The organism is Janthinobacterium amylolyticum (assembly GCF_051380655.1).
Classification (GTDB): Bacteria; Pseudomonadota; Gammaproteobacteria; order Burkholderiales; family Burkholderiaceae_D; genus Janthinobacterium.
In genome coordinates, this window is sequence record NZ_JBNYXL010000011.1 from 140,867 (window position 1) to 159,274 (window position 18,408).

General features: G+C 64.1%; 15 protein-coding genes. 9 read left to right on the forward strand and 6 right to left on the reverse strand.

Translation table 11 applies throughout. The annotated features are described in order from the left end of the window. Positions 1-54 precede the first annotated feature (54 nt). From ppc to ACQ4WR_RS22710, 3 genes are all read left to right on the forward strand, one after another. Entirely contained in the window at positions 55-2,904 is a 2,850-nt protein-coding gene (gene ppc, locus ACQ4WR_RS22700; protein WP_436490065.1) for a phosphoenolpyruvate carboxylase, read from the forward strand. 172 nt (positions 2,905-3,076) lie between these two features. Then, positions 3,077-4,834, forward strand: a complete 1,758-nt coding sequence (locus ACQ4WR_RS22705) for a PAS domain-containing sensor histidine kinase (protein ID WP_436490066.1) — start codon at positions 3,077-3,079, stop codon at positions 4,832-4,834. Between the two features lie 90 nt (positions 4,835-4,924). Next, positions 4,925-6,070 (forward strand): HAF repeat-containing protein, encoded by a 1,146-nt coding sequence (locus ACQ4WR_RS22710; protein ID WP_436490067.1) that lies wholly within the window; start codon positions 4,925-4,927, stop codon positions 6,068-6,070. A gap of 57 nt (positions 6,071-6,127) precedes the next feature. Here the strand turns inward: ACQ4WR_RS22710 and rpoD are convergent, their stop codons facing one another. Beyond that, complete coding sequence (gene rpoD, locus ACQ4WR_RS22715) at positions 6,128-8,671, reverse strand: RNA polymerase sigma factor RpoD (protein ID WP_436490069.1); 2,544 nt, start codon at positions 8,669-8,671, stop codon at positions 6,128-6,130. Positions 8,672-9,250: 579 nt separating this feature from the next. Here rpoD and ACQ4WR_RS22720 point away from each other — a divergent pair. From ACQ4WR_RS22720 to ACQ4WR_RS22730, 3 genes are read left to right on the forward strand one after another with little or no spacing between them, the layout of a single operon-like run. Further along, positions 9,251-9,760, forward strand: coding sequence for a ProQ/FINO family protein (locus tag ACQ4WR_RS22720; RefSeq protein ID WP_102293312.1), 510 nt, complete (start codon positions 9,251-9,253; stop codon positions 9,758-9,760). Between the two features lie 9 nt (positions 9,761-9,769). Further along, positions 9,770-10,417 (forward strand): 3'-5' exonuclease, encoded by a 648-nt coding sequence (locus ACQ4WR_RS22725; protein ID WP_102293311.1) that lies wholly within the window; start codon positions 9,770-9,772, stop codon positions 10,415-10,417. Between the two features lie 37 nt (positions 10,418-10,454). Then, positions 10,455-10,883 (forward strand): SMI1/KNR4 family protein, encoded by a 429-nt coding sequence (locus tag ACQ4WR_RS22730; RefSeq protein WP_436490071.1) that lies wholly within the window; start codon positions 10,455-10,457, stop codon positions 10,881-10,883. A 21-nt stretch (positions 10,884-10,904) separates the two neighbouring features. On the opposite strand, the gene ACQ4WR_RS22735 is transcribed toward ACQ4WR_RS22730, so the two are convergent. From ACQ4WR_RS22735 to ACQ4WR_RS22745, 3 genes are all read right to left on the reverse strand, one after another. Beyond that, positions 10,905-11,252 carry a DUF4870 domain-containing protein gene (locus ACQ4WR_RS22735; RefSeq protein WP_436490073.1) on the reverse strand — a complete coding sequence of 116 codons (348 nt, stop codon included), beginning with the start codon at positions 11,250-11,252 and terminating at the stop codon, positions 10,905-10,907. A gap of 92 nt (positions 11,253-11,344) precedes the next feature. Further along, positions 11,345-12,313 carry an IS1595 family transposase gene (locus tag ACQ4WR_RS22740; RefSeq protein ID WP_436490183.1) on the reverse strand — a complete coding sequence of 323 codons (969 nt, stop codon included), beginning with the start codon at positions 12,311-12,313 and terminating at the stop codon, positions 11,345-11,347. Positions 12,314-12,409: 96 nt separating this feature from the next. Further along, complete coding sequence (locus ACQ4WR_RS22745; protein WP_436490074.1) at positions 12,410-13,864, reverse strand: aminotransferase-like domain-containing protein; 1,455 nt, start codon at positions 13,862-13,864, stop codon at positions 12,410-12,412. A gap of 168 nt (positions 13,865-14,032) precedes the next feature. Here ACQ4WR_RS22745 and ACQ4WR_RS22750 point away from each other — a divergent pair, with 168 nt between their 5' ends. Together ACQ4WR_RS22750 and ACQ4WR_RS22755 are read left to right on the forward strand one after the other, a co-directional pair. Beyond that, the gene (locus ACQ4WR_RS22750; RefSeq protein WP_258002824.1) at positions 14,033-14,755 is read left to right on the forward strand and encodes a c-type cytochrome; all 723 of its coding nucleotides are present in this window, start codon (positions 14,033-14,035) and stop codon (positions 14,753-14,755) included. Next, on the forward strand, positions 14,752-16,026 hold the full coding sequence (locus ACQ4WR_RS22755; protein ID WP_436490076.1) for a c-type cytochrome: 1,275 nt from the start codon (positions 14,752-14,754) through the stop codon (positions 16,024-16,026). The genes ACQ4WR_RS22750 and ACQ4WR_RS22755 overlap by 4 nt, the downstream gene beginning before the upstream one ends. A gap of 157 nt (positions 16,027-16,183) precedes the next feature. Here the strand turns inward: ACQ4WR_RS22755 and ACQ4WR_RS22760 are convergent, their stop codons facing one another. Next, positions 16,184-16,819 (reverse strand): class I SAM-dependent rRNA methyltransferase, encoded by a 636-nt coding sequence (locus tag ACQ4WR_RS22760; RefSeq protein WP_072456614.1) that lies wholly within the window; start codon positions 16,817-16,819, stop codon positions 16,184-16,186. 188 nt (positions 16,820-17,007) lie between these two features. Between ACQ4WR_RS22760 and ACQ4WR_RS22765 the strand changes: the two genes are divergently transcribed. Continuing rightward, positions 17,008-17,793 (forward strand): head GIN domain-containing protein, encoded by a 786-nt coding sequence (locus ACQ4WR_RS22765; protein ID WP_436490078.1) that lies wholly within the window; start codon positions 17,008-17,010, stop codon positions 17,791-17,793. A gap of 60 nt (positions 17,794-17,853) precedes the next feature. Here the strand turns inward: ACQ4WR_RS22765 and ACQ4WR_RS22770 are convergent, their stop codons facing one another. Then, positions 17,854-18,396 (reverse strand): YaeQ family protein, encoded by a 543-nt coding sequence (locus ACQ4WR_RS22770; RefSeq protein WP_102293304.1) that lies wholly within the window; start codon positions 18,394-18,396, stop codon positions 17,854-17,856. Positions 18,397-18,408: the final 12 nt, after the last annotated feature.

The following is an 18,408-nucleotide window of genomic DNA, read 5'->3' on the forward strand; positions in this document are numbered from 1 at the left end:
ACGCCCGGTGCGATCCTCATTCCCTTGCTTTTACACTTACTTTGGTTCTTTATTATGCTCAATGACGCAGTAGCACCAGAAATAGTTCCAGCGGCCGGCTCCGACAAGGATGCGCCGCTGAAAGAAGATATCCGCCTGCTGGGCCGCCTGCTGGGCGACGTGCTGCGGGAACAGGAAGGCGACGCCGTCTTCAACGTGGTGGAAACCATCCGCCAGACGTCCGTGCGCTTCCGCCGCGAAGCGGATGCGGACGCCGCGCTGGAACTCGACGCCATGCTCAAGGAACTGAGCCGCGAGCAGACCATTTCCGTCGTGCGCGCCTTTTCCTATTTTTCGCACCTGGCCAATATCGCGGAAGACCAGCACCATATCCGCCGCCGCCGCGCCCACTTGCTGGCAGGTTCCCCCGCGCAAAAAGGCAGCGTCAGCTTCGCGCTGAAAAAGCTGCGCGCCGCCGGCGTGCCGCGCAAGACGGTCGACATCTTTTTCCAGGAGGCGCTGATCGCGCCCGTGCTGACGGCCCACCCGACGGAAGTGCAGCGCAAGAGCATCCTCGACGCCGAGCATGACATCGCCCGCCTGCTGGCCGAGCGCGACCTGCCGCTGACACCAAAGGAACGCCACGCCAACATGCAGCTGCTGCGCTCGCGCGTGGCCACCCTGTGGCAGACGCGCATGCTGCGCTACTCCAAGCTGACGGTGGCCGACGAGATCGAAAACGCCCTGTCCTACTACCGCATCACCTTCTTGCGCGAACTGCCGGGCCTGTACGACGACATCGAGGACGACATCGCCGCCGAATACCCGAATGGCGATGGCACGATCGAACCGATCAACGCGGCCTACGTGCAGATGGGCAGCTGGATTGGCGGCGACCGCGACGGCAATCCGAACGTCAACGCGGGCACCATGCAGCATGCGCTGGCGCGCCACGCCACCACCATCCTCGACTTTTACCTCGATGAAGTGCACGCGCTGGGCGCGGAACTGTCCGTCTCGACCCTGATGGTGGGCGTGAGCGCCGAACTGCAGGCGCTGGCCGAGCAGTCGCCGGACGCCTCGCCGCACCGCAGCGACGAACCGTACCGCCGCGCCCTGATCGGCATCTATGCGCGCCTGGCTGCCACCGCGCGCGCCCTGGGCGCCACCAACATCCTGCGCAAGGAAGTGGGCGCGGCGGCCGCCTACCCGGATGCGGCCGCCTTTGTCGCCGACCTGCGCACCATCGTCGCCTCGCTCGAAGCGCACCACGGCGCCGCCCTCGTGCGCCCGCGCCTGGCCACCCTGGCGCGCGCGGCCGACATCTTCGGCTTCCACCTGGCCTCGCTCGACATGCGCCAGACGTCCGACGTGCACGAGCGCGTGCTGGCCGACCTGTTCGCCAAGAGCGGCGTGGCCGCCGATTACGCCGGCATGGCCGAGGAAGACAAGCAGGCCCTGCTGCTGAACGAACTGGCGCAGCCGCGCCTGTTGTATTCGCCCTACATCGCCTATGCCACCGAGACGGATGCGGAGCTGGCGATTTTGCGCGCGGCGCGCGACATCCGCCAGCGCTACGGCGCGCGGGCCATCCGCAACTACATCATCTCGCACACGGAAACCGTGTCCGACCTGCTGGAAGTATTGCTGCTGCAAAAAGAAACGGGCTTGCTGCGCATCGACTGGCATGCCGGTGGCGACGGCGACAGCACGTGCGAGCTGATGGTCATCCCCCTGTTTGAAACCATCCCCGACCTGCAGCGCGCGGCCGGCATCATGGGCCAGCTCATGGCCTTGCCATTGGTAAAACAGCTGATCGCCAAGCAGGGGCAATTGCAGGAAGTCATGCTCGGCTATTCGGACTCGAACAAGGATGGCGGCTTCCTCACCTCGAACTGGGAGCTGTACAAGGCCGAACTGGCTCTCGTGTCCGACTTCCAGAAGGCCGGCGTCAAGCTGCGCCTGTTCCATGGCAGGGGCGGCACGGTGGGCCGGGGCGGCGGCCCCAGCTACGAAGCCATCCTGGCGCAGCCGCCGGGCACCGTCAACGGTCAGATCCGCCTGACGGAACAGGGCGAAATCATCGCCTCGAAGTTTTCCAACGCGGAAATCGGCCGGCGCAACCTGGAATTGCTGGTCGCCGCCACCCTGGAAGCGAGCCTGGCGCCGCAGGAAGCCAATCCAGCCCGCAACAGCCAGCTGGCGCAGTTCGAAGCCGTGATGGCACAGTTGTCGGACCTGGCCTACCACGCCTACCGCGACCTCGTGTATGAAACGCCGGGCTTCACGGAGTATTTCTTCTCCGCCACGCCAATCGCGGAAATCGCCGAACTGAACCTCGGTTCGCGCCCTGCCTCGCGCAAGGCCAACCAGCGCATCGAAGACTTGCGCGCCATTCCCTGGGGCTTCTCCTGGGGCCAGTGCCGCTTGCTGCTGCCCGGCTGGTTCGGCTTCGGCAGCGCCATCCACGCCTGGATCAACGGCGCCGATGGCGGCGCTAAAGACGAAAAAATCGCCACCCTGCGCGCCATGCATGCCGAATGGCCGTTCTTTGCCACCCTGCTGTCGAACATGGACATGGTGCTGGCCAAGACGGACCTGGCGATCGCCTCGCGCTACGCGGAACTGGTGGCCGACCAGGGCTTGCGCGAACGCATCTACAAGCGCATCACGGACGAGCATGGCAATACCCTGCAATGTCTGGAACTGATCACCGGCAATACGGAACGCCTGGCAGGCAACCCGCTGCTGGCCCGCTCGATCCAGAACCGTTTCGCCTATCTCGATCCGCTCAACCACTTGCAGGTGGAATTGATCAAGCGTAACCGCGCCCTGTCCAGCGCCAGCAAGATCGACGAGCGCGTCCATCGCGGCATCCAGCTGTCGATCAACGGCGTGGCGGCAGGCTTGCGCAACACGGGCTGACGCCGGATAAACGCCCTGCAGGCAAGGCCGGCGCCGCCAACGCCGGCCTTTTTATTTTCTGTAGGAAAATTATTCTCAAGAAAACAACAATTAAGCATTACACTGGCAGCGGGTAATCCTTCCTCCGGCGCCGGGCGCGCCGCAGCGGCCAACCAAGACGCCAGGAATACGGATGAGTAGATGGTCGATTGAAACGCTCAGCGCGGTCTGTGCCGCACTGCTCCTGGTCGCACTGGGCTGGCTCGCCGGCGTGGCCTGGCAGGAGCTCAATTTCTGGGAACATGTGTGGCTGAGCGTGCTATTGCTGACGGCCACCGGCATGGCCATCTGGCTGATGCGCAAGCTGCGCACCCGCCTGGCCTGCGCGCGCCAGCAGCTCGACGCCAGCACCATGCGCTACCGCGACCTGGCCGAAGCGGCGCAGGATGGCATGTGGCAAACGGATGCCGACGGCATGATCGTGCACGTCAACCAGCGCCTGGGCGACATGCTGGGCCTGCCCCTGGATCAGCTGCTGGGCCACTCCATGGCCGAATTCCATGACGATGCCACCTTGCAGCGCCTGTGCCCGCTGCGCCAGGAGGCGGGACAAAGCTGCATGGGCGAGCTGCGCTATTTGCATGCGGACGGTTCGGAACGCTGGGCCATGCTCAGCGGGCGCCGCCTGTACGACCGCCTCGGCAGCCTGACGGGCGCCCTGGTGCTGGCCAGCGATATCACCGAGCACAAGCGGGCAGAGCAAGCGCTCAGCGTCGCCCATGCGGAGCTGGAAAACCGCGTGGCCCTGCGCACGGCGCAGTTACTGGATGTAAATACCCAGCTGTCCGCCGAGATCGCCATGCGCGCGCAGACGGAGGCGGCGCTGGCGCGCAGCGAGGAGCGGCTGCAGGACATCATTTCCATGATGCCGTTGTCGCTGTTCCTCAAGGATGCCGATTCCCACATCGTGCTGATGAACCAGGCTTGCGAACAGCAATGGGGCGTGCATTTCCAGGACATCGCCGAAGGACGCGACCGGCAGCACTTTCCGCCGCATCAGAATGCGGGCTTCCACGCCGCCGACCAGGAAGCGTTTGCCAGCCGCCAGGTGGTGATACGCGAAGAGCTGATATGGAATGCGCTACTGCAGGAAAACCGCCTCGTGCAAACGCACAAGAAACCCATTTTCGATGCCGACGGCCAGCCGCAGATGCTCATCGCCATGGCCGTTGACATCACGGAAAGCAAGCGCAACGAGGAAAACCTGCAGCGTTCGCTGGCCCAGCTGCGCGAGCTGTCCGACCACCAGCAAACCATCAAGGAAGAGGAACGGCGCCGCATCGCGCTCGACATCCACGACGACCTGGGGCAGAACCTGATGGTGCTGCGCATCGATGTGTCGCTGCTGCACACGCGCACGGCCGGCGCCCACCCGCGCCTGCACCAGCATGCGCAACGCGTGCTCGACACCATCGACGCCACCATCCGCTCCGTGCGCACCATCATCAATGACTTGCATCCCAGCACCCTGGAGCTGGGCCTGGGGCCGGCGGCCGAATGGCTGATACGCCAGATGGAAGGACGCGGCTCGATCCGCTACCGCCTGCATATCGCCAGCGAAGCGCCCAACCTGGGCCTGGACCAGCGCCAGACGTCGGCCATCTTCCGCGTGCTGCAGGAATCGCTGTCGAACATCGTGCGCCATGCCCAGGCCAGCGAAGTGGAAGTGGCGCTGGCGCAGGACCAGGATGCCATCGTCGTGCGCATCAGCGACAACGGCATCGGCATGCAGCCGGGCGACGATGGCAAGCGCGCCGCCTTCGGCCTGAAAAGCATCCGCGAGCGCGTGCATGCGCTGGGCGGCGAACTGCGCATCGACAGCCAGGCGGGCCAGGGCACGGCGCTGGCAATCCACCTGCCGCAGGCCCGCCCCGTCGCAGCCCCGGGATGATGTCACGAAAGTTAGCAAAAATAGTAGCAAATAAAGTATTCATCGGCGGCATAAAAACGTACTATAAGTTTTTTCTTTAAGGAAACTATCATGCCGCCACGGTGCTCCTGCTGGTCCGCCGCCCAACGCCTGACCTTGCTGCTGTTGCTGTCCGCGACTCCGCTGGCCGGCGCCAGTATTTACGCTGAACATGGTTTCGGCGAAAAAGGCGGTGATGGCAGCATTGCCTCCGACCTGAACCCGGCGGGGCTGGTGGCCGGCATCATCACGGAAGAGGAAGGTCGGCGCCGCGCCGTGATCTACCAGCACGGCCGCATCCGCGAACTGGGCACGCTGGGCGGCAATGAAGGTTTTACCAAGGCCATCAATGCCCACGGCGTGGTGGTCGGCTCCGCGCAGACGGCCAGCGGCGCCTGGCACGCCTTCCGTTACGAGGAAGCGACCGGCATGCGCGACCTGGGCACCCTGGGCGGCAACAGCAGCTATGCCACGGCCATCACGCACGACGGCCGGGTAGCCGGCTACGCCGATACCAGCGGCGGCGATTTCCATGCGTTTGTGACGCAGGCCGACCACAGCCTGCAAGACCTGGGCACCCTGGGCGGCGCCAGCAGCTATGCCAGCGGCCTGAACGCGCATGGCGTCGTGGTGGGCACGGCGCAACGCAGCGACGGCTTTCGCCGCGCCTTCGTCTACCGCCCCGGCGCGGGCATGCAGGAAATCGGCACCCTGCCCGGCGGACGCATCAGCTCGGCCACCGCCATCAATGACGCTGGCCTGATCGTGGGCGCCTCGGAAACGGAAAAGCGCCGCTGGCACGCGTTTGCCTGGGACGGCAAGCGCATGCTCGACCTGGGCGCCATGATCGGCCAGGGCGACAGCTATGCCACGGCCGTGAATGCGGCCGGCCACGTCGTCGGCAGCGTCAGCATCAACGGCTATGAACCGATGACCTTTGTCTACAAGGAAGGCGTGATGACGGTGCGCCGTCGCGACGACGGCCTGTACCTGACCAACAAGATCACGGACGCCGGCCTGGTGGTGGGCGCCGTCTACACGGGGCATAAATTCCAGGCTTTCGCCGTGCCGTCGCAAGCGGCGCCGGCGCCGCAGCGCAGCAACCCGCTGGAATGGTTCTTCATGACCGTCATCGCCGCCGCCTGCGGCGCGGCCCTGTACAAGCTGAAGCGCCGTCACCGCGCCGGCCTGCCAGGCCAGCGTACGTATTTCAGGTAAGCCGACGCTGAGGATGGACGAAAAAAAAGAGGCTTGCGCCTCTTTTTTTATGACTGCTTAGTTTTGCGTCAGGAAGGTTTTCAGCTTATCCGAACGCGAAGGCTGGCGCAGCTTGCTCATGGCTTTCGCTTCGATCTGACGGATGCGCTCGCGCGTCACGTCGAACTGCTTGCCCACCTCTTCCAGGGTGTGGTCGTTCGACATTTCCACGCCATAACGCATGCGCAGCACTTTCGCTTCGCGCGGGGTCAGGGAGTCCAGCACTTCCTTGATCACGTTGCGCATCGAGGCATGCAGTGCGGCGTCCAGCGGTGCCAGGGTCGTGTTGTCTTCGATGAAGTCGCCCAGTTGCGAATCGCCATCTTCGCCCATCGGCGTTTCCATGGAGATCGGCTCTTTCGCGATCTTCATGATCTCGCGCACCTTGTTTTCCGGCATTTCCATCTTGACGGCCAGGGTCGCCAGGTCCGGCTCGCTGCCCGTTTCCTGCATGATCTGGCGCGAGATGCGGTTCATCTTGTTGATCGTTTCGATCATGTGCACCGGCACGCGGATGGTGCGGGCCATGTCGGCGATCGAACGCGTGATGGCCTGGCGGATCCACCAGGTGGCGTAGGTCGAGAACTTGTAGCCGCGGCGGTATTCGAATTTATCCACGGCCTTCAGCAGACCGATGTTGCCTTCCTGGATCAGGTCGAGGAATTGCAAGCCGCGGTTGATGTATTTCTTGGCGATCGAAATGACCAGGCGCAAGTTGGCGACCGTCATTTCGCGTTTCGCGTGACGCGCACGCTTCTCGCCGGCAGCCATCTGCTTGTTGATCTTGCGCAAGTCGGCCAGCGGCAAGGCCACGCGCGCTTGCAAGTCGATCATCTTCTTTTGCAGTTCCTTGACGGCAGGCACGTTGCGGCTGAGGATGGCGCTGTACGGATACTTGCAATCGACTTCGCGGTCGACCCATTCCAGGTCGCATTCATTGCCTGGGAAGACCTTGATGAAGTGGGCGCGCGGCATGCCGCATTTGTTCACGCACAGTTCCAGCACGGCGCGCTCGATGTGGCGCACTTCTTCCATCTGCCCGCGCAGGGTGTCGCACAGCTTTTCCACCACCTTGGCCGTGAAGCGGATGCCCAGCAGTTCCTGCGAAATGGCTTCCTGCGCCTTGATGTAGGCTTTCGAGTTGTAGCCCTCGGGCGCCTTGCGCATCTTGTCGTACTGCGTCGAAATGACGTTGAATTTCTCCAATGCATTCTTTTTCAGCTGCGCCAATTGCTCGCTGGAGAAACCGGCCGCGCCGCCATTGGCGTCGCCGTCTTCTTCCTCGGCTTCTTCTTCCTCTTCCTCGTCGTCACCGCTGGCGCTAGCAGGCGCGGCGGCAGCGGCGGGCGCCGGGGCATTGCTTTCGTTCAAATCAACGAAGCCGTCGACCACTTCATCGACCTTGATTTCGTCGCGCGCGATTTTTTGCGACAGCGCGACGATTTCGCCGATGGTGGTCGGGCAGGCGGAAATGGCCTGGATCATGTCTTTCAGGCCGCCTTCGATGCGCTTGGCGATCTCGATCTCGCCTTCGCGCGTCAGCAGCGCCACGGCGCCCATTTCACGCATGTACATGCGCACGGGGTCGGTGGTGCGGCCGAAGTCGGAATCGACGGTCGACAGCGCGGTGGCGGCAGCCGCTTCCACTTCATCATCGCTGGTGACGGTGGCGACGTTGTCTGTCAACAACAGGCTTTCCGCGTCAGGGGCGCGCTCGTAGACGGCGATGCCCATGTCGTTGAAGGTGGCGATGATGCCTTCGATGGCTTCCGGATCGATGATGTTTTCCGGCAATTGGTCATTGATCTCGGCATAGGTGAGGAAACCGCGTTCCTTGCCCATGTTGATCAGGCCCGTGATCTGCTTGCGGCGGCGTTCCAGGTCCGCTGCCGAGGCTTCCGGATCGCCCAGGGCATCGGCCAGGCCGCCCTTGGCCTTGCGGTCGCGCGCTTTCGACACGGCCTTCAGTTCGGCGCGTTCGACGGCATTCAGTGCTGCCACTTCATCGTTTTCCGGCGTGAATTCGCTCGGCTTGCGGCCACGGCGGCCCGGTACCTTGACGGTTGGCAGGAAGTAATTCGACGTGTCGATGGCAGCCAGGGCGTCGGCGTCGGTGGTCTTGCTGACCACTTGCGCACCGGTGATGATGGTCACGGGTGCCGCTTCCGGCTTGGCGCGCACGACTTTCGAACGGGCGGCCGTCACGACTTTGTTCGTGGCGGCGCTTTCGCTGACCTTGCGTGGCGCGGGCGCCACCTTGGCGCCCGGCGCCACTTTCACGCTCGGCGCCTTGGCCGGCGCCGCTTCCGCTACCTCGGCAACGGCTTCAATGGCAGCGGCTGGCGCTTCGGCAGCCACTTCGGCCGCTGGCACGGCAGCCAGGCGCGAGCGGCTTTTCTTCACGACGGTGACAACGGTCGGCGCCGTCGTGACGGTGGCTTCCGGATTCGCTTGCGCATTATCGATGAAGTAAGATAAAGTCGTTTTTGGTACGGCAAGTGGTGCCGCGGCTGGGCGTGGCGCCTTGGCGGACAACGTTAAAGTTTTTGGCGTATTCTTCATGAGATATCTCTTAATGCGAGACCAGATGGTGTCGGCGCGAAGTGAATGATTCCACCTAAGCCTGCGAAACCGGACTCGATGGAGCGTGTTGTTGCGGCTGCCGTCAACGGCAGCGGCGCCTGTTTATCGGAACGTTCAAAGCCCGCGCCTCCGGCATGCGGAGCGGCGGGCCGTACGGCGAGGCCGGAGCCGGGTCAGATAAATAAGCGATGTACATTGCGGAATGAAAAAAAGCCCGTACCAGAACGGGCTTGAATCTATTGTTGTTCAGTGAAGACACAGCGGAGAGCAAGATTATGCACGAAGGCCCGTTATCTGAATAATTGATAAGTGGAATAACCGATATCAAAAAAATCAATAATGGGGGCCCTGCACCGCACTGCTCCTATCCCCTGCACACCTGAGCCAGACCTTCAAAAACAGGGTCCAGTCATCAGCGCAAGCCGACATTATACACATTTCCCGTATTTCGCGCTGTGCCGGCTGTCATGCGAAGCCGCTTATCGCACGTCAAGTTGCCAAAAAAGACAATGCACTTGCCTGTGGCGCGTGCTATGCTCCCCTTTTATAGCCCAACCAATGATGTCGATGACCAGCTCCACGCCAGACCAGCAAGCCACCACTCCTGACACGCCAGTCGATGCAGCCCCAGCGGCGGCACCGGCCGCAGCAGCCGCACCGGCGCCCGCCGGCCTGACCGCGCGCGCCCTGCTGAAACAGTTCCAGGAGCAATTCCCGCCATTCCGCGATTGCCTGCCTTTGTCGATCGGTATCGACAAGCAGATCCTGGCGCGCCTGCCGGACCTGGACCGCAAGCTGATGCGCACGGCACTGGGTATCCACACGGGTTCGCTGCGCTACCTGCGCGTGATGGAAAAAGCCAAGGTGCGCTACGACCTCGACGGCACGGCCGGCGCGGAAGTGACGCAAACCCACCGCGACCACGCAACGCAAGTATTGCAGCAGCGCTTCAAGAAGGAAGCAGAACGCAAGAAAGCCGAACGCGACGCGGCCGCCGCCGAAGAAGCGAACCGTTTGCGCCTGGAAAAACTGAATCAGCTGACCGCGAAATTCTCGCGCAAAGGCTGATCCGGCTTCATGGACACCGCCGCCGCGCCGCCCCTGCCGCCCTACCAGGGCATCGCTCTCGACCATGTCAAGCTGGTGCGCACCAGCGACGATGCGCAGGCGGCCATGGCCGCCCTGCTGGCCGCCGATGCCATCGGCTTCGATACGGAATCGAAGCCGACCTTCGTCAAGGGCGAGTCGTCCACGGGTCCCCATCTGATCCAACTGGCCACCGATGACATCGCCTACCTGTTCCAGGTAGGCGCGACGCCGGCGCCGGCCCTGGCCGAACTGAAAGCCATCCTCGAATCGACCAGCACCCTGAAAGTGGGTTTTGGCCTGTCCGACGACGTCAAGCGCCTGCGCGCCAAGCTGGGCATCGCCCCGGCCCAGGTGCTCGACCTCTCCGTCGCCCTGCGCGGCGGCCAGCGCAACGACCTGGGCGCGAAGACGGCCGTGGCCAAGTTCTTCGGCCTGCACCTGCAGAAATCCAAAAAGATCTCCACCACCAACTGGGCCACGTCGCGCCTGACGGAAAAGCAGATCCTGTACGCGGCCGACGATGCGCAAGTGGCCCTGCGCGTGTACCGCCGCTGGATCGCCGATGGCGGCAAGGTGGCGCCGCAAAAAGCGCCACGCGCCGCCACACCGCCGCCCACACCGCCCGCACACGCCTGAGCCGGCCGGCATCCCGGCTGGCCATGCGCTACTGTTCATGAGCAAAAACACCTCCATCGGCACCACCCCGCAGGCGATCGCCGCTGCCGAACAGGCGCTGGGGCGCACGCTGCCCGCGTCGTACGTGCAATGGCTGCTGCTCAACAATGGTCGCGCGCTGGGCGCCTTGAACGTGTTTCCCGTCTACGATGCGGCCAATGCACGCAAGACCTGGGAATCGATCCAGCGCCATTACCATGACAACTGGCAGCAGTGGCTGGAGAATACGGGCGCGGCCGGCCACGCAGCCGACGCCCTGCTGCCCTTCGCGCAGTTCGGCACCGGCGATTACTATTGTTTTGACTATGCGCGCACGGGGCCGACGGGTGAAGCCGTGGTCGTGCTGTGGTCGCACGAAACAGGCGCCACCAGCGAGGTGGCGCCTGACTTTGCAGCGTTCCTGGCGCTGCCCGGCCGCCCTGGCTGACACCCGAGGGCCGGCAGCGCCTTACTTGACCGGACGCCAGGTCAGCGGATAGCGGTAGACGACGCCATTGCTGGCCTTGACGGCGGCAATGATGGAAAACACCAGATTGCCCAGCGCCACCAGCCAGAACAGGAAAATGCCGATGATGACGAAAGTCAGCACGAAGCAGACGATGTACCAGAGGATCAGCGTGATCTGGAAGTTCAGCGCTTCGCGGGCATTTTCGGCCGAGAATTTATCCGCGTCATCCTTCTTGATCAGATAAATGATCAGTGGCGCCACCCAGCTGGTGAACAGGCCACCGATATGGGAAAGAATGGCGATCGTCGTATCTTGCGTACGGGCTACTTCCGGTTGCGAGTTATCCATTATCATTCCCATCATTAGTTATAGATACTTCAATATAACAGCAATATTTCTTTTTGAAATGAAACACCTGCATGCGGCAGCGATTATTTTGGCTATGTCCTCGTCAGGTGTGGGAAATCGCCCAGCGTGGCTTTCAGCAAGGATTCCGGGGAGCGGATGCGCCTGGCATCAAGTATCCAGCGCCAGCCCAGGTAGTTCGGCAGATAGCGCGTCGCCACGCCATGAAACGGATACGGCCATTGCCGCAATCGGCTGTGATAGGCGTTCACATTTTGTACATGGGCGGCGCCGCGCACGCGGATGCCGGCGCGCAAGTCCACGGCCTGGTGGCTGATGCCCGCCTCCCGGGCAAAGGCCGGATAGGCGGCATGGCCATCCGTCACCAGCAAGACGTCCTTGTCCATCATGGGTGGCAAGCTAAGGTGCAGCTGCGCCTTGGTGAGCTGCCCTCGGCCCGTGACGAAGTCCAGGGTCTGCCCCGTGCGGTCGCGCGCCACCAGGATGCAGACGTGTTCTTTGGAAATGCCGCGCAGTTGCGCATGGCCACCACGCTGGCGCGCCGGACGCGTCAGGCGGCGCGCCCCTTTCTGCGACTCCAGCACATACAATTCATCGGCCTCGGCAATGCCATGCAGGCAATGGGGCCGGTCCGTTTTGGCCAGGCTTAAAAAGCGGTGGCGCCAGCGAAACGTCGTGTTGCGGTGTACGCCCAGCTGGCTGGCCGCCTTGCGTACCGAACTGGAATCGAGCAGACAATCGGCGTATGCGATCCACAGTTCCTTGTGGCGCAAGTGGGCCAACGGCGTGCCGGTCAGCGCGTTGAACGTGCGGCCACAGGGCACGCAGCGGTAGCGCTGCAAGCCGTGCGCGTGTCCATGGCGGTGCAGATGCATGGATAGACAGGCTGGGCAGTGCAATGCCCCTTGCGCCACTCCTTCGATCAATGCCACGGCGGCATCCTGTGGCGCGGTTCCACGCAGCAAGGACATGCCAGCGTGGCGCTGGCGCATGCTCAATGCGGCGAACTGGGCGATGAAGGTTTTCCACTGCGCGGCTTGCATCATCGGCCCCCTGCGTGCTGTTGTGCAGAGTCAGACAGCGGGGGCGCCGTAAAATTCCCGCACATCCCCTATCTTGCGATGACATAGCCATTATTTTCAAGCGCCGCCACCCTGGCGGCTTTGCGCCGGCGCAGCCAAAGCCGCACCCTGACGCGCCAGCCGCCCCAGCGTGGCGATGGCCGCTTCCAGCTGCGGCGTCCACGGGTGGCCGTAATTGAGGCGGATGCAGTGGCGAAACGCCCGCGTGGCGGAAAAGATGGGACCAGGGGCAATGCTGATGCCGGCCGCCAGCGCGCTGCGGTGCAGGGCCAGCGCATCGACGTCCGCCGGCATCTCCACCCACACGAAATAGCCACCCTGGGGCCGCGTCACGCGCGTGCCGGGCGGAAAGTGCACGGCGATGGCTTGCAGCATGGTGTTTTGCTGCGCGGCCAGGGTCAGGCGCAGCTGGCGCAAATGCCGGTCGTAGCCCCCTTGCGCCAGGTAATCGGCCAAGGCCATCTGCAGCGGGATCGGCGCCGACAGGCTGGTGGTCAGTTTCAATCGCTCGACCTGGCGCGCATGGCGGCCCGCCACGGCCCAGCCCAGGCGAAAGCCGGGCGCCAGGGTCTTGGAAAACGAGCTGCAATGCATGACCAGCCCCGCACTGTCGTGGCTTTTCGCCAGGCCCGGACGCTGCTTGCCGAAATACAATTCGCCATACACATCATCCTCGATCAGGGGCACGCCATGACGCGCCAGCAATGCGACCAGGGCGCGCTTCTTTTCCGGCGGCATCAGGCTGCCCAGGGGGTTCTGGAAACTCGTCATCAGCCAGCAGGCCTTGGGCTGGTGCCGCTGCAGCACTTCTTCCAGCGCCACCAGGTCGACGCCGTCGCGCGGGCTGGTGGCGATTTCCACGGCCTTCAGTTCCAGCCGCTCCAGCGCCTGCAGGCAGGCATAGAAGCTGGGCGACTCGATCAGCACCGTGTCGCCGGGCCGCGTGACGGCTTGCAGGCAGAGGTTCAGCGCTTCCAGCGCGCCGTTGGTGATGACGATGTCCTCGCTGGAGACCAGCACGCCGTCAAGCTGGTAGCGCAGGGCGATCTGGCGGCGTAGTTCGGCGTTGCCCAGGGACAGGTCCGTCACGGTGCTCCATGGGTCGAGGCGGCGCATGCTGGCCGAGACGGCGCGCGCCAGCCGCGCCATGGGAAACAGATGCGGACTGGGAAAGGCCGAGCCGAACGGCACGATGTCGCGCGCGCCGACGGCGCCCAGCACCTCGAACACCAGGTCGCTGACATCGACGGAGGTGCTGGCATCGACGGGGCGGGAACTGTCCGGCTCCGGCGCCAGCGCGGCGCGCTGCGGCGCCACGTAATAACCGGAACGGGGACGCGAGACGATCATGCCGCGCGCTTCCAGCAAATAATACGCCTGGAACACCGTCGACGGGCTGATTGCGCGCCGCGCATGCTGCTGGCGCACGGACGGCAGCTTTTCACCGGGCAGCAGCAACCGCGTGCCGATCATGGCGGCGATTTCCTCCGCCAATTCTTCATATCGCTTCAAGCCCGCTCCCTCAAACTGATCCGTAGTTTTAATGCACAACTGATCCTGTCAGCATGACAGCGCCCGGTATATGCTAGTCTCATAAAAATTATCCGGGCAGCAACACCGGCACGCCATCCAGACCGACGAGACAGCTTACTTCCCATGCCATTTTCCATGCAACTTTCCATGCTACCGCATTCCCTCGCCGTGCTGCTACTGGCTGCCGTGCTGCCGGGCATGGCGCTGGCCGCGCCCGCCGCCATATCCGCCAGCCACGACAGCCTGGAGCAGCGCATCAAGGCTTGCACGGCTTGCCATGCGCAGCAGGAAAAGCGTGACGCTTTCTTTCCCCGCATCGCCGGCAAGCCGGCCGGCTACCTGTACAACCAGCTGCTGAACTTTCGCGATGGACGGCGCCAGTATCCGATGATGGCGTACATGGTGGAACACCTGCCGGACGCCTACCTGCGCGAGATCGCCGACTACTTTGCGGCGCAGCACCCTGCCCCGCCGCCGGCCCAGCCCAGCAATGCCGGCACGGCCGCCCTGGCCCGCGGACGGCAGCTGGTGCTGCAAGGCGATAGCGGCATGAACATTCCCGCCTGCATCGCCTGTCATGGCGAGCAGCTGGCCGGCGTGGCGCCCGCCATTCCCGGCTTGCTGGGTTTGCCACGCGACTATATCAACGCCCAGTTTGGCGCTTGGAAAAACGGCAGGCGCCGCGCCCACGCCCCCGACTGCATGGCGCAAGTGGCAGAGCGCCTGTCGAATGCGGACGTGGCCGCCGTCTCGGCCTGGCTGGGCACGCAGGTGGCGAGCGCCGAGGCCCGTCCCGCCGCCAGCATCGCCCTGCCGCTGCCGCTGCACTGCGGCGGCGTGCCTGGCTCCGGCGCGCAGGTGGCGCCATGAAAAAATGGCTGATCGCTCTTGCCGGCGTGGCCGCCGTCGCGGCCGGCGCAAAATTCCTGCTCTACCCGGGCGATGACCTGGGGCCGCCCGCCGCCCCCAGCGCGCTGGGCAAGGAGCAGCTGATCGCCCGCGGCGCCTACCTGGCCAAGGCGGGCGACTGCATGGCATGCCACACGACGCGCGGCGGCGTGCCTTACGCGGGCGGACGCGCCCTGCAGACGCCATTCGGCAAGGTGCTCTCGCCGAACATCACGGCCGACCGGGAAACGGGCATCGGCAGCTGGACGGCCGACGATTTCTGGCGCGCCATCCACAACGGCAAATCGAAGGATGGCCGGCTGCTGTATCCCGCGTTTCCCTACACCAATTACACCAAGGTGCGGCGCGAGGACAGCGACGCCCTGTACGCGTACTTCCAGAGCGTACCGCCGCACCAACAGGCGAACCGGCCGCACGAACTGCGCTTCCCCTACAACCAGCAAATCGCGCTGGCCGCCTGGCGCGCCCTGTACTTCAAGCCGGGCGTGTACCAGCCGCTGACGAGTAAAAGCATGGAGTGGAACCGCGGCGCCTACCTGGTGCAGGGCCTGGGCCACTGCAGCGCCTGCCATAGCAGCCGCACCACCCTGGGCGGCAGCGACGACGGCCTGTCGGGTGGCCTGATCCCCGTGCTGGGCTGGTATGCGCCATCGCTGACATCGGACGCGGAAGCGGGCCTGGGCGACTGGGACACGGCGCATATCGTGGAATTGCTGCAGACGGGCGTGTCGCCGCGCGCCACCGTGTTCGGCCCCATGGCCGAGGTGGTGCGGCAAAGCCTGCAGCACATGGGCACGGCGGACCTGCAAGCCATGGCCGTGTACCTGAAAAGCCTGCCAGGCCCAGCGCAAGCGACGCCGCGCGCGCCGCGCGACACCTCGGAAACGGCCCGGCAGCAACTGGCGCTGGGCGCCAGACTGTATGAGGAACACTGTGCCAGCTGTCACCAGGCCGATGGCAAGGGCGTGCCGCCCGGCTACCCGCCGCTGGCCGGCAACCGCGCGCTGACCACCGTGTCGGCCGTCAACGCCATCCGCCTGGTGCTCAACGGCGGCTTCGCGCCCGGCACGGCCGGCAACCCGCGTCCCTACGGCATGCCGCCGTTCGGCCCCGTGATGGATGACCGCGAAGTGGCGGCCGTGGTGACGTATCTGCGCGCCTCGTGGGGCAATGATGCGCCGGCGGTGAGCGCTCTGGAAGTGAATAAATACCGCAGCGTGCCGCTGGAGTAATCGGGTAAGGCGGCAAAATCCGGGCATCCGCCCCTGCGGGATCGGAATGCCCCAACTGGGCGCAATCCCCCGCCGGGCGCGACCACCTTGGCTTGCGGCTTAGCCATGAAAAAACCGGCCAGCGCCGGTTTTTTCATGCATGTAACAACAGCCGTTCTCAGCGGAACTTGCTTTTATGCCCGGTTTTCAGGTCCAGCGCATAGCGCACGCCGTTGTCGGTCAGCATGACTTCATCGGGCGGCTCCTCGCCGGCCAGGGCGCCGTCGATCAGGGGCAAGCCTTCGCCCTTGCGCATCAGGTCGTCACAGCGCTCGTACACATTGGCGCAGCCCGTGGACGCCATCAGCGATTGCACGATGGCCACTTTCCACGCATCGACGCCGCCCGCGTTAAATTCACAGATCAGGTAGCCTTGCACGCCGCCGAACAGCTGTACCACCAGGCCCGGCAAGCCCTCGTCTTCGCCCTTGATCAGGGTCTGCAGCTGGTTCTCGCCCGCCTTCTTGATGGCCGGCAGTTTTTTCTCGATGGCGGCCTTGACGCGGCGCTTGATCAGCGCGTGGTCGACCGGCTCGTCTTCCTTGAAGCTCCAGATGCGCGCGCGGATCTGCGACTTCGAATTGTAGGCGGCGCGGGCAATGAACTGCTTCGACGAACTTTGCACGATGGCCGTCGAGCCGGGCTTCATTTTTTCCTGCGGCTTGCCTTCGACTTTTTCAATGGCGGAGGCGTAAATCCACGATTGGCCCAGCAAGCTCTTTTCCTTGCCCTGTTTGATGGTGATGATCAGCATGTAATTCCAGTAGTGGGACCGGCGCGTGCCGGTCGTCGTATGTCCAATACCCGCATGATACCTCATGCCATCCTGTCGCAGCCGCCTGCATTCTGTGCCGCCAGCCGTGCAGTCTGTCGCAGCGCCCTGCGCGGTGCCGGCCCGCTGGCATACCATGCAGTCAGTCCACATTCAAACAGGGAGCAAGCATGCCACACACACTATTCCACCCCCGCCATGCCCGCGCCGCGCGCGTCCTGCTGCTGGCCGCCTGCGTGCTGGCCGTGCCCGCCGCACCGGCACTGGCCTCGCCGCTGGACTGGATCTCCGGCAGCAGCGTGCAAGGCAGCGGCAAGCTGCAAAAACAGACGCGCGAAGTGGGCAGCTTCAACGGCGTGGCGCTGAACGTGCCCGGCAATGTCGAACTGCGCATCGGCAACACGGACAGCGTCACCATCGAGGCCGACGACAATATCCTGCCGCTGATCGACACGGCCGTGGAAAACGGCACCCTGCGCATCCGCCCCGCCAAGCGCAACAGCAATCTTCGCCAGACCAGCCTGACCATTGTCATCCAGGCGCGCCACGTCGAGCGCATCAGCGTGGGCGGCTCGGGCAACATTGCCGCCACCGGCCTGCGCGGCGAAAAACTGCGCTTCGACGTGGGCGGTTCCGGTTCCATCAACGCACAGGACCTCGACAGCCGCATGGTGGCCATCGCCATCGGCGGCAGCGGCAACTTCAAGGCCAGCGGCAAGACGGAGCAGCTGACGGCCTCCATCGGCGGCTCGGGCAATATCCAGGCCGGCAAGCTGGCGGCACGCGACGTGCAGGTGAGCATCGGCGGCTCGGGCGAGGCCACCGTGTGGGCCAGGGACGACTTGAGCATCAGCATCGGCGGCTCGGGCGAAGTGAGCTACTACGGCGACCCGCGCGTCAGCCGCAGCATGCAGCGTTCGAGCAGCATCCGCCGTCTGGGCGCGGCACCGATGTAATGGTGCACAATGCAAAAAGCCCGGATCGCTCCGGGCTTTTTTCGTTTCAGGCAGTCAATATCAGCGCGCCGGCTTCACCGGTTCGCGGTCGATCAGCACGGTGTTGACGCTGTCGGTCAGCCAGATCTGGCCATCCTGGATCGTGCATTGCAGCTGCATGGTGCGCTGCGCCAGCTTGCTCATGTCTTGCGCCGCTTCCGACGGCAAGTTGATCACCGTCAGGTTCTTCGCCCGCTCCAGTTTATTCGCGATCTGCTTCCACCAGATGTGGCTGGTTGAGCCATAGCTGTAGACGATCACCTGCTCCGAACGGCCGCAGGCCTTGAGGATGCGTTTTTCGTCAGGCTGGCCCACTTCGATCCACAGCTGGATGGCGCCCGTCAGGTCTTTCTGCCACAGGTCCGGCTCTTCCGTGTCGAACAGGCCCTTGGTAAACGTCAGCGCCTCGTCGGCGTGGATGGCGAACGCCAGCAGGCGCACCATCATGCGCTCGTCCGTCTCGGACGGGTGGCGCGCCAGGGTCAGCGCATGATCCTGGTAGTAATTGCGGTCCATGTCGGCGATCTGCAGATCGCATTTGAAAATTGTTGCTTTGAGGGCCATCGTGTTTCTGTC

What these genes read in the sequence shown, in the direction of transcription:
- ACQ4WR_RS22735 (WP_436490073.1), bottom strand. Translation starts at nt 11,252, where the DNA reads ATGGATAACTCGCAACCGGAAGTAGCCCGTACGCAAGATACGACGATC.
- ACQ4WR_RS22705 (WP_436490066.1), top strand. Translation starts at nt 3,077, where the DNA reads ATGAGTAGATGGTCGATTGAAACGCTCAGCGCGGTCTGTGCCGCACTG.
- rpoD (WP_436490069.1), bottom strand. Translation starts at nt 8,671, where the DNA reads ATGAAGAATACGCCAAAAACTTTAACGTTGTCCGCCAAGGCGCCACGC.
- ACQ4WR_RS22720 (WP_102293312.1), top strand. Translation starts at nt 9,251, where the DNA reads ATGATGTCGATGACCAGCTCCACGCCAGACCAGCAAGCCACCACTCCT.
- ACQ4WR_RS22725 (WP_102293311.1), top strand. Translation starts at nt 9,770, where the DNA reads ATGGACACCGCCGCCGCGCCGCCCCTGCCGCCCTACCAGGGCATCGCT.
- ACQ4WR_RS22750 (WP_258002824.1), top strand. Translation starts at nt 14,033, where the DNA reads ATGCTACCGCATTCCCTCGCCGTGCTGCTACTGGCTGCCGTGCTGCCG.
- ACQ4WR_RS22760 (WP_072456614.1), bottom strand. Translation starts at nt 16,819, where the DNA reads ATGCTGATCATCACCATCAAACAGGGCAAGGAAAAGAGCTTGCTGGGC.
- ACQ4WR_RS22755 (WP_436490076.1), top strand. Translation starts at nt 14,752, where the DNA reads ATGAAAAAATGGCTGATCGCTCTTGCCGGCGTGGCCGCCGTCGCGGCC.
- ACQ4WR_RS22730 (WP_436490071.1), top strand. Translation starts at nt 10,455, where the DNA reads ATGAGCAAAAACACCTCCATCGGCACCACCCCGCAGGCGATCGCCGCT.
- ACQ4WR_RS22710 (WP_436490067.1), top strand. Translation starts at nt 4,925, where the DNA reads ATGCCGCCACGGTGCTCCTGCTGGTCCGCCGCCCAACGCCTGACCTTG.
- ACQ4WR_RS22765 (WP_436490078.1), top strand. Translation starts at nt 17,008, where the DNA reads ATGCCACACACACTATTCCACCCCCGCCATGCCCGCGCCGCGCGCGTC.
- ppc (WP_436490065.1), top strand. Translation starts at nt 55, where the DNA reads ATGCTCAATGACGCAGTAGCACCAGAAATAGTTCCAGCGGCCGGCTCC.
- ACQ4WR_RS22770 (WP_102293304.1), bottom strand. Translation starts at nt 18,396, where the DNA reads ATGGCCCTCAAAGCAACAATTTTCAAATGCGATCTGCAGATCGCCGAC.
- ACQ4WR_RS22740 (WP_436490183.1), bottom strand. Translation starts at nt 12,313, where the DNA reads ATGCAAGCCGCGCAGTGGAAAACCTTCATCGCCCAGTTCGCCGCATTG.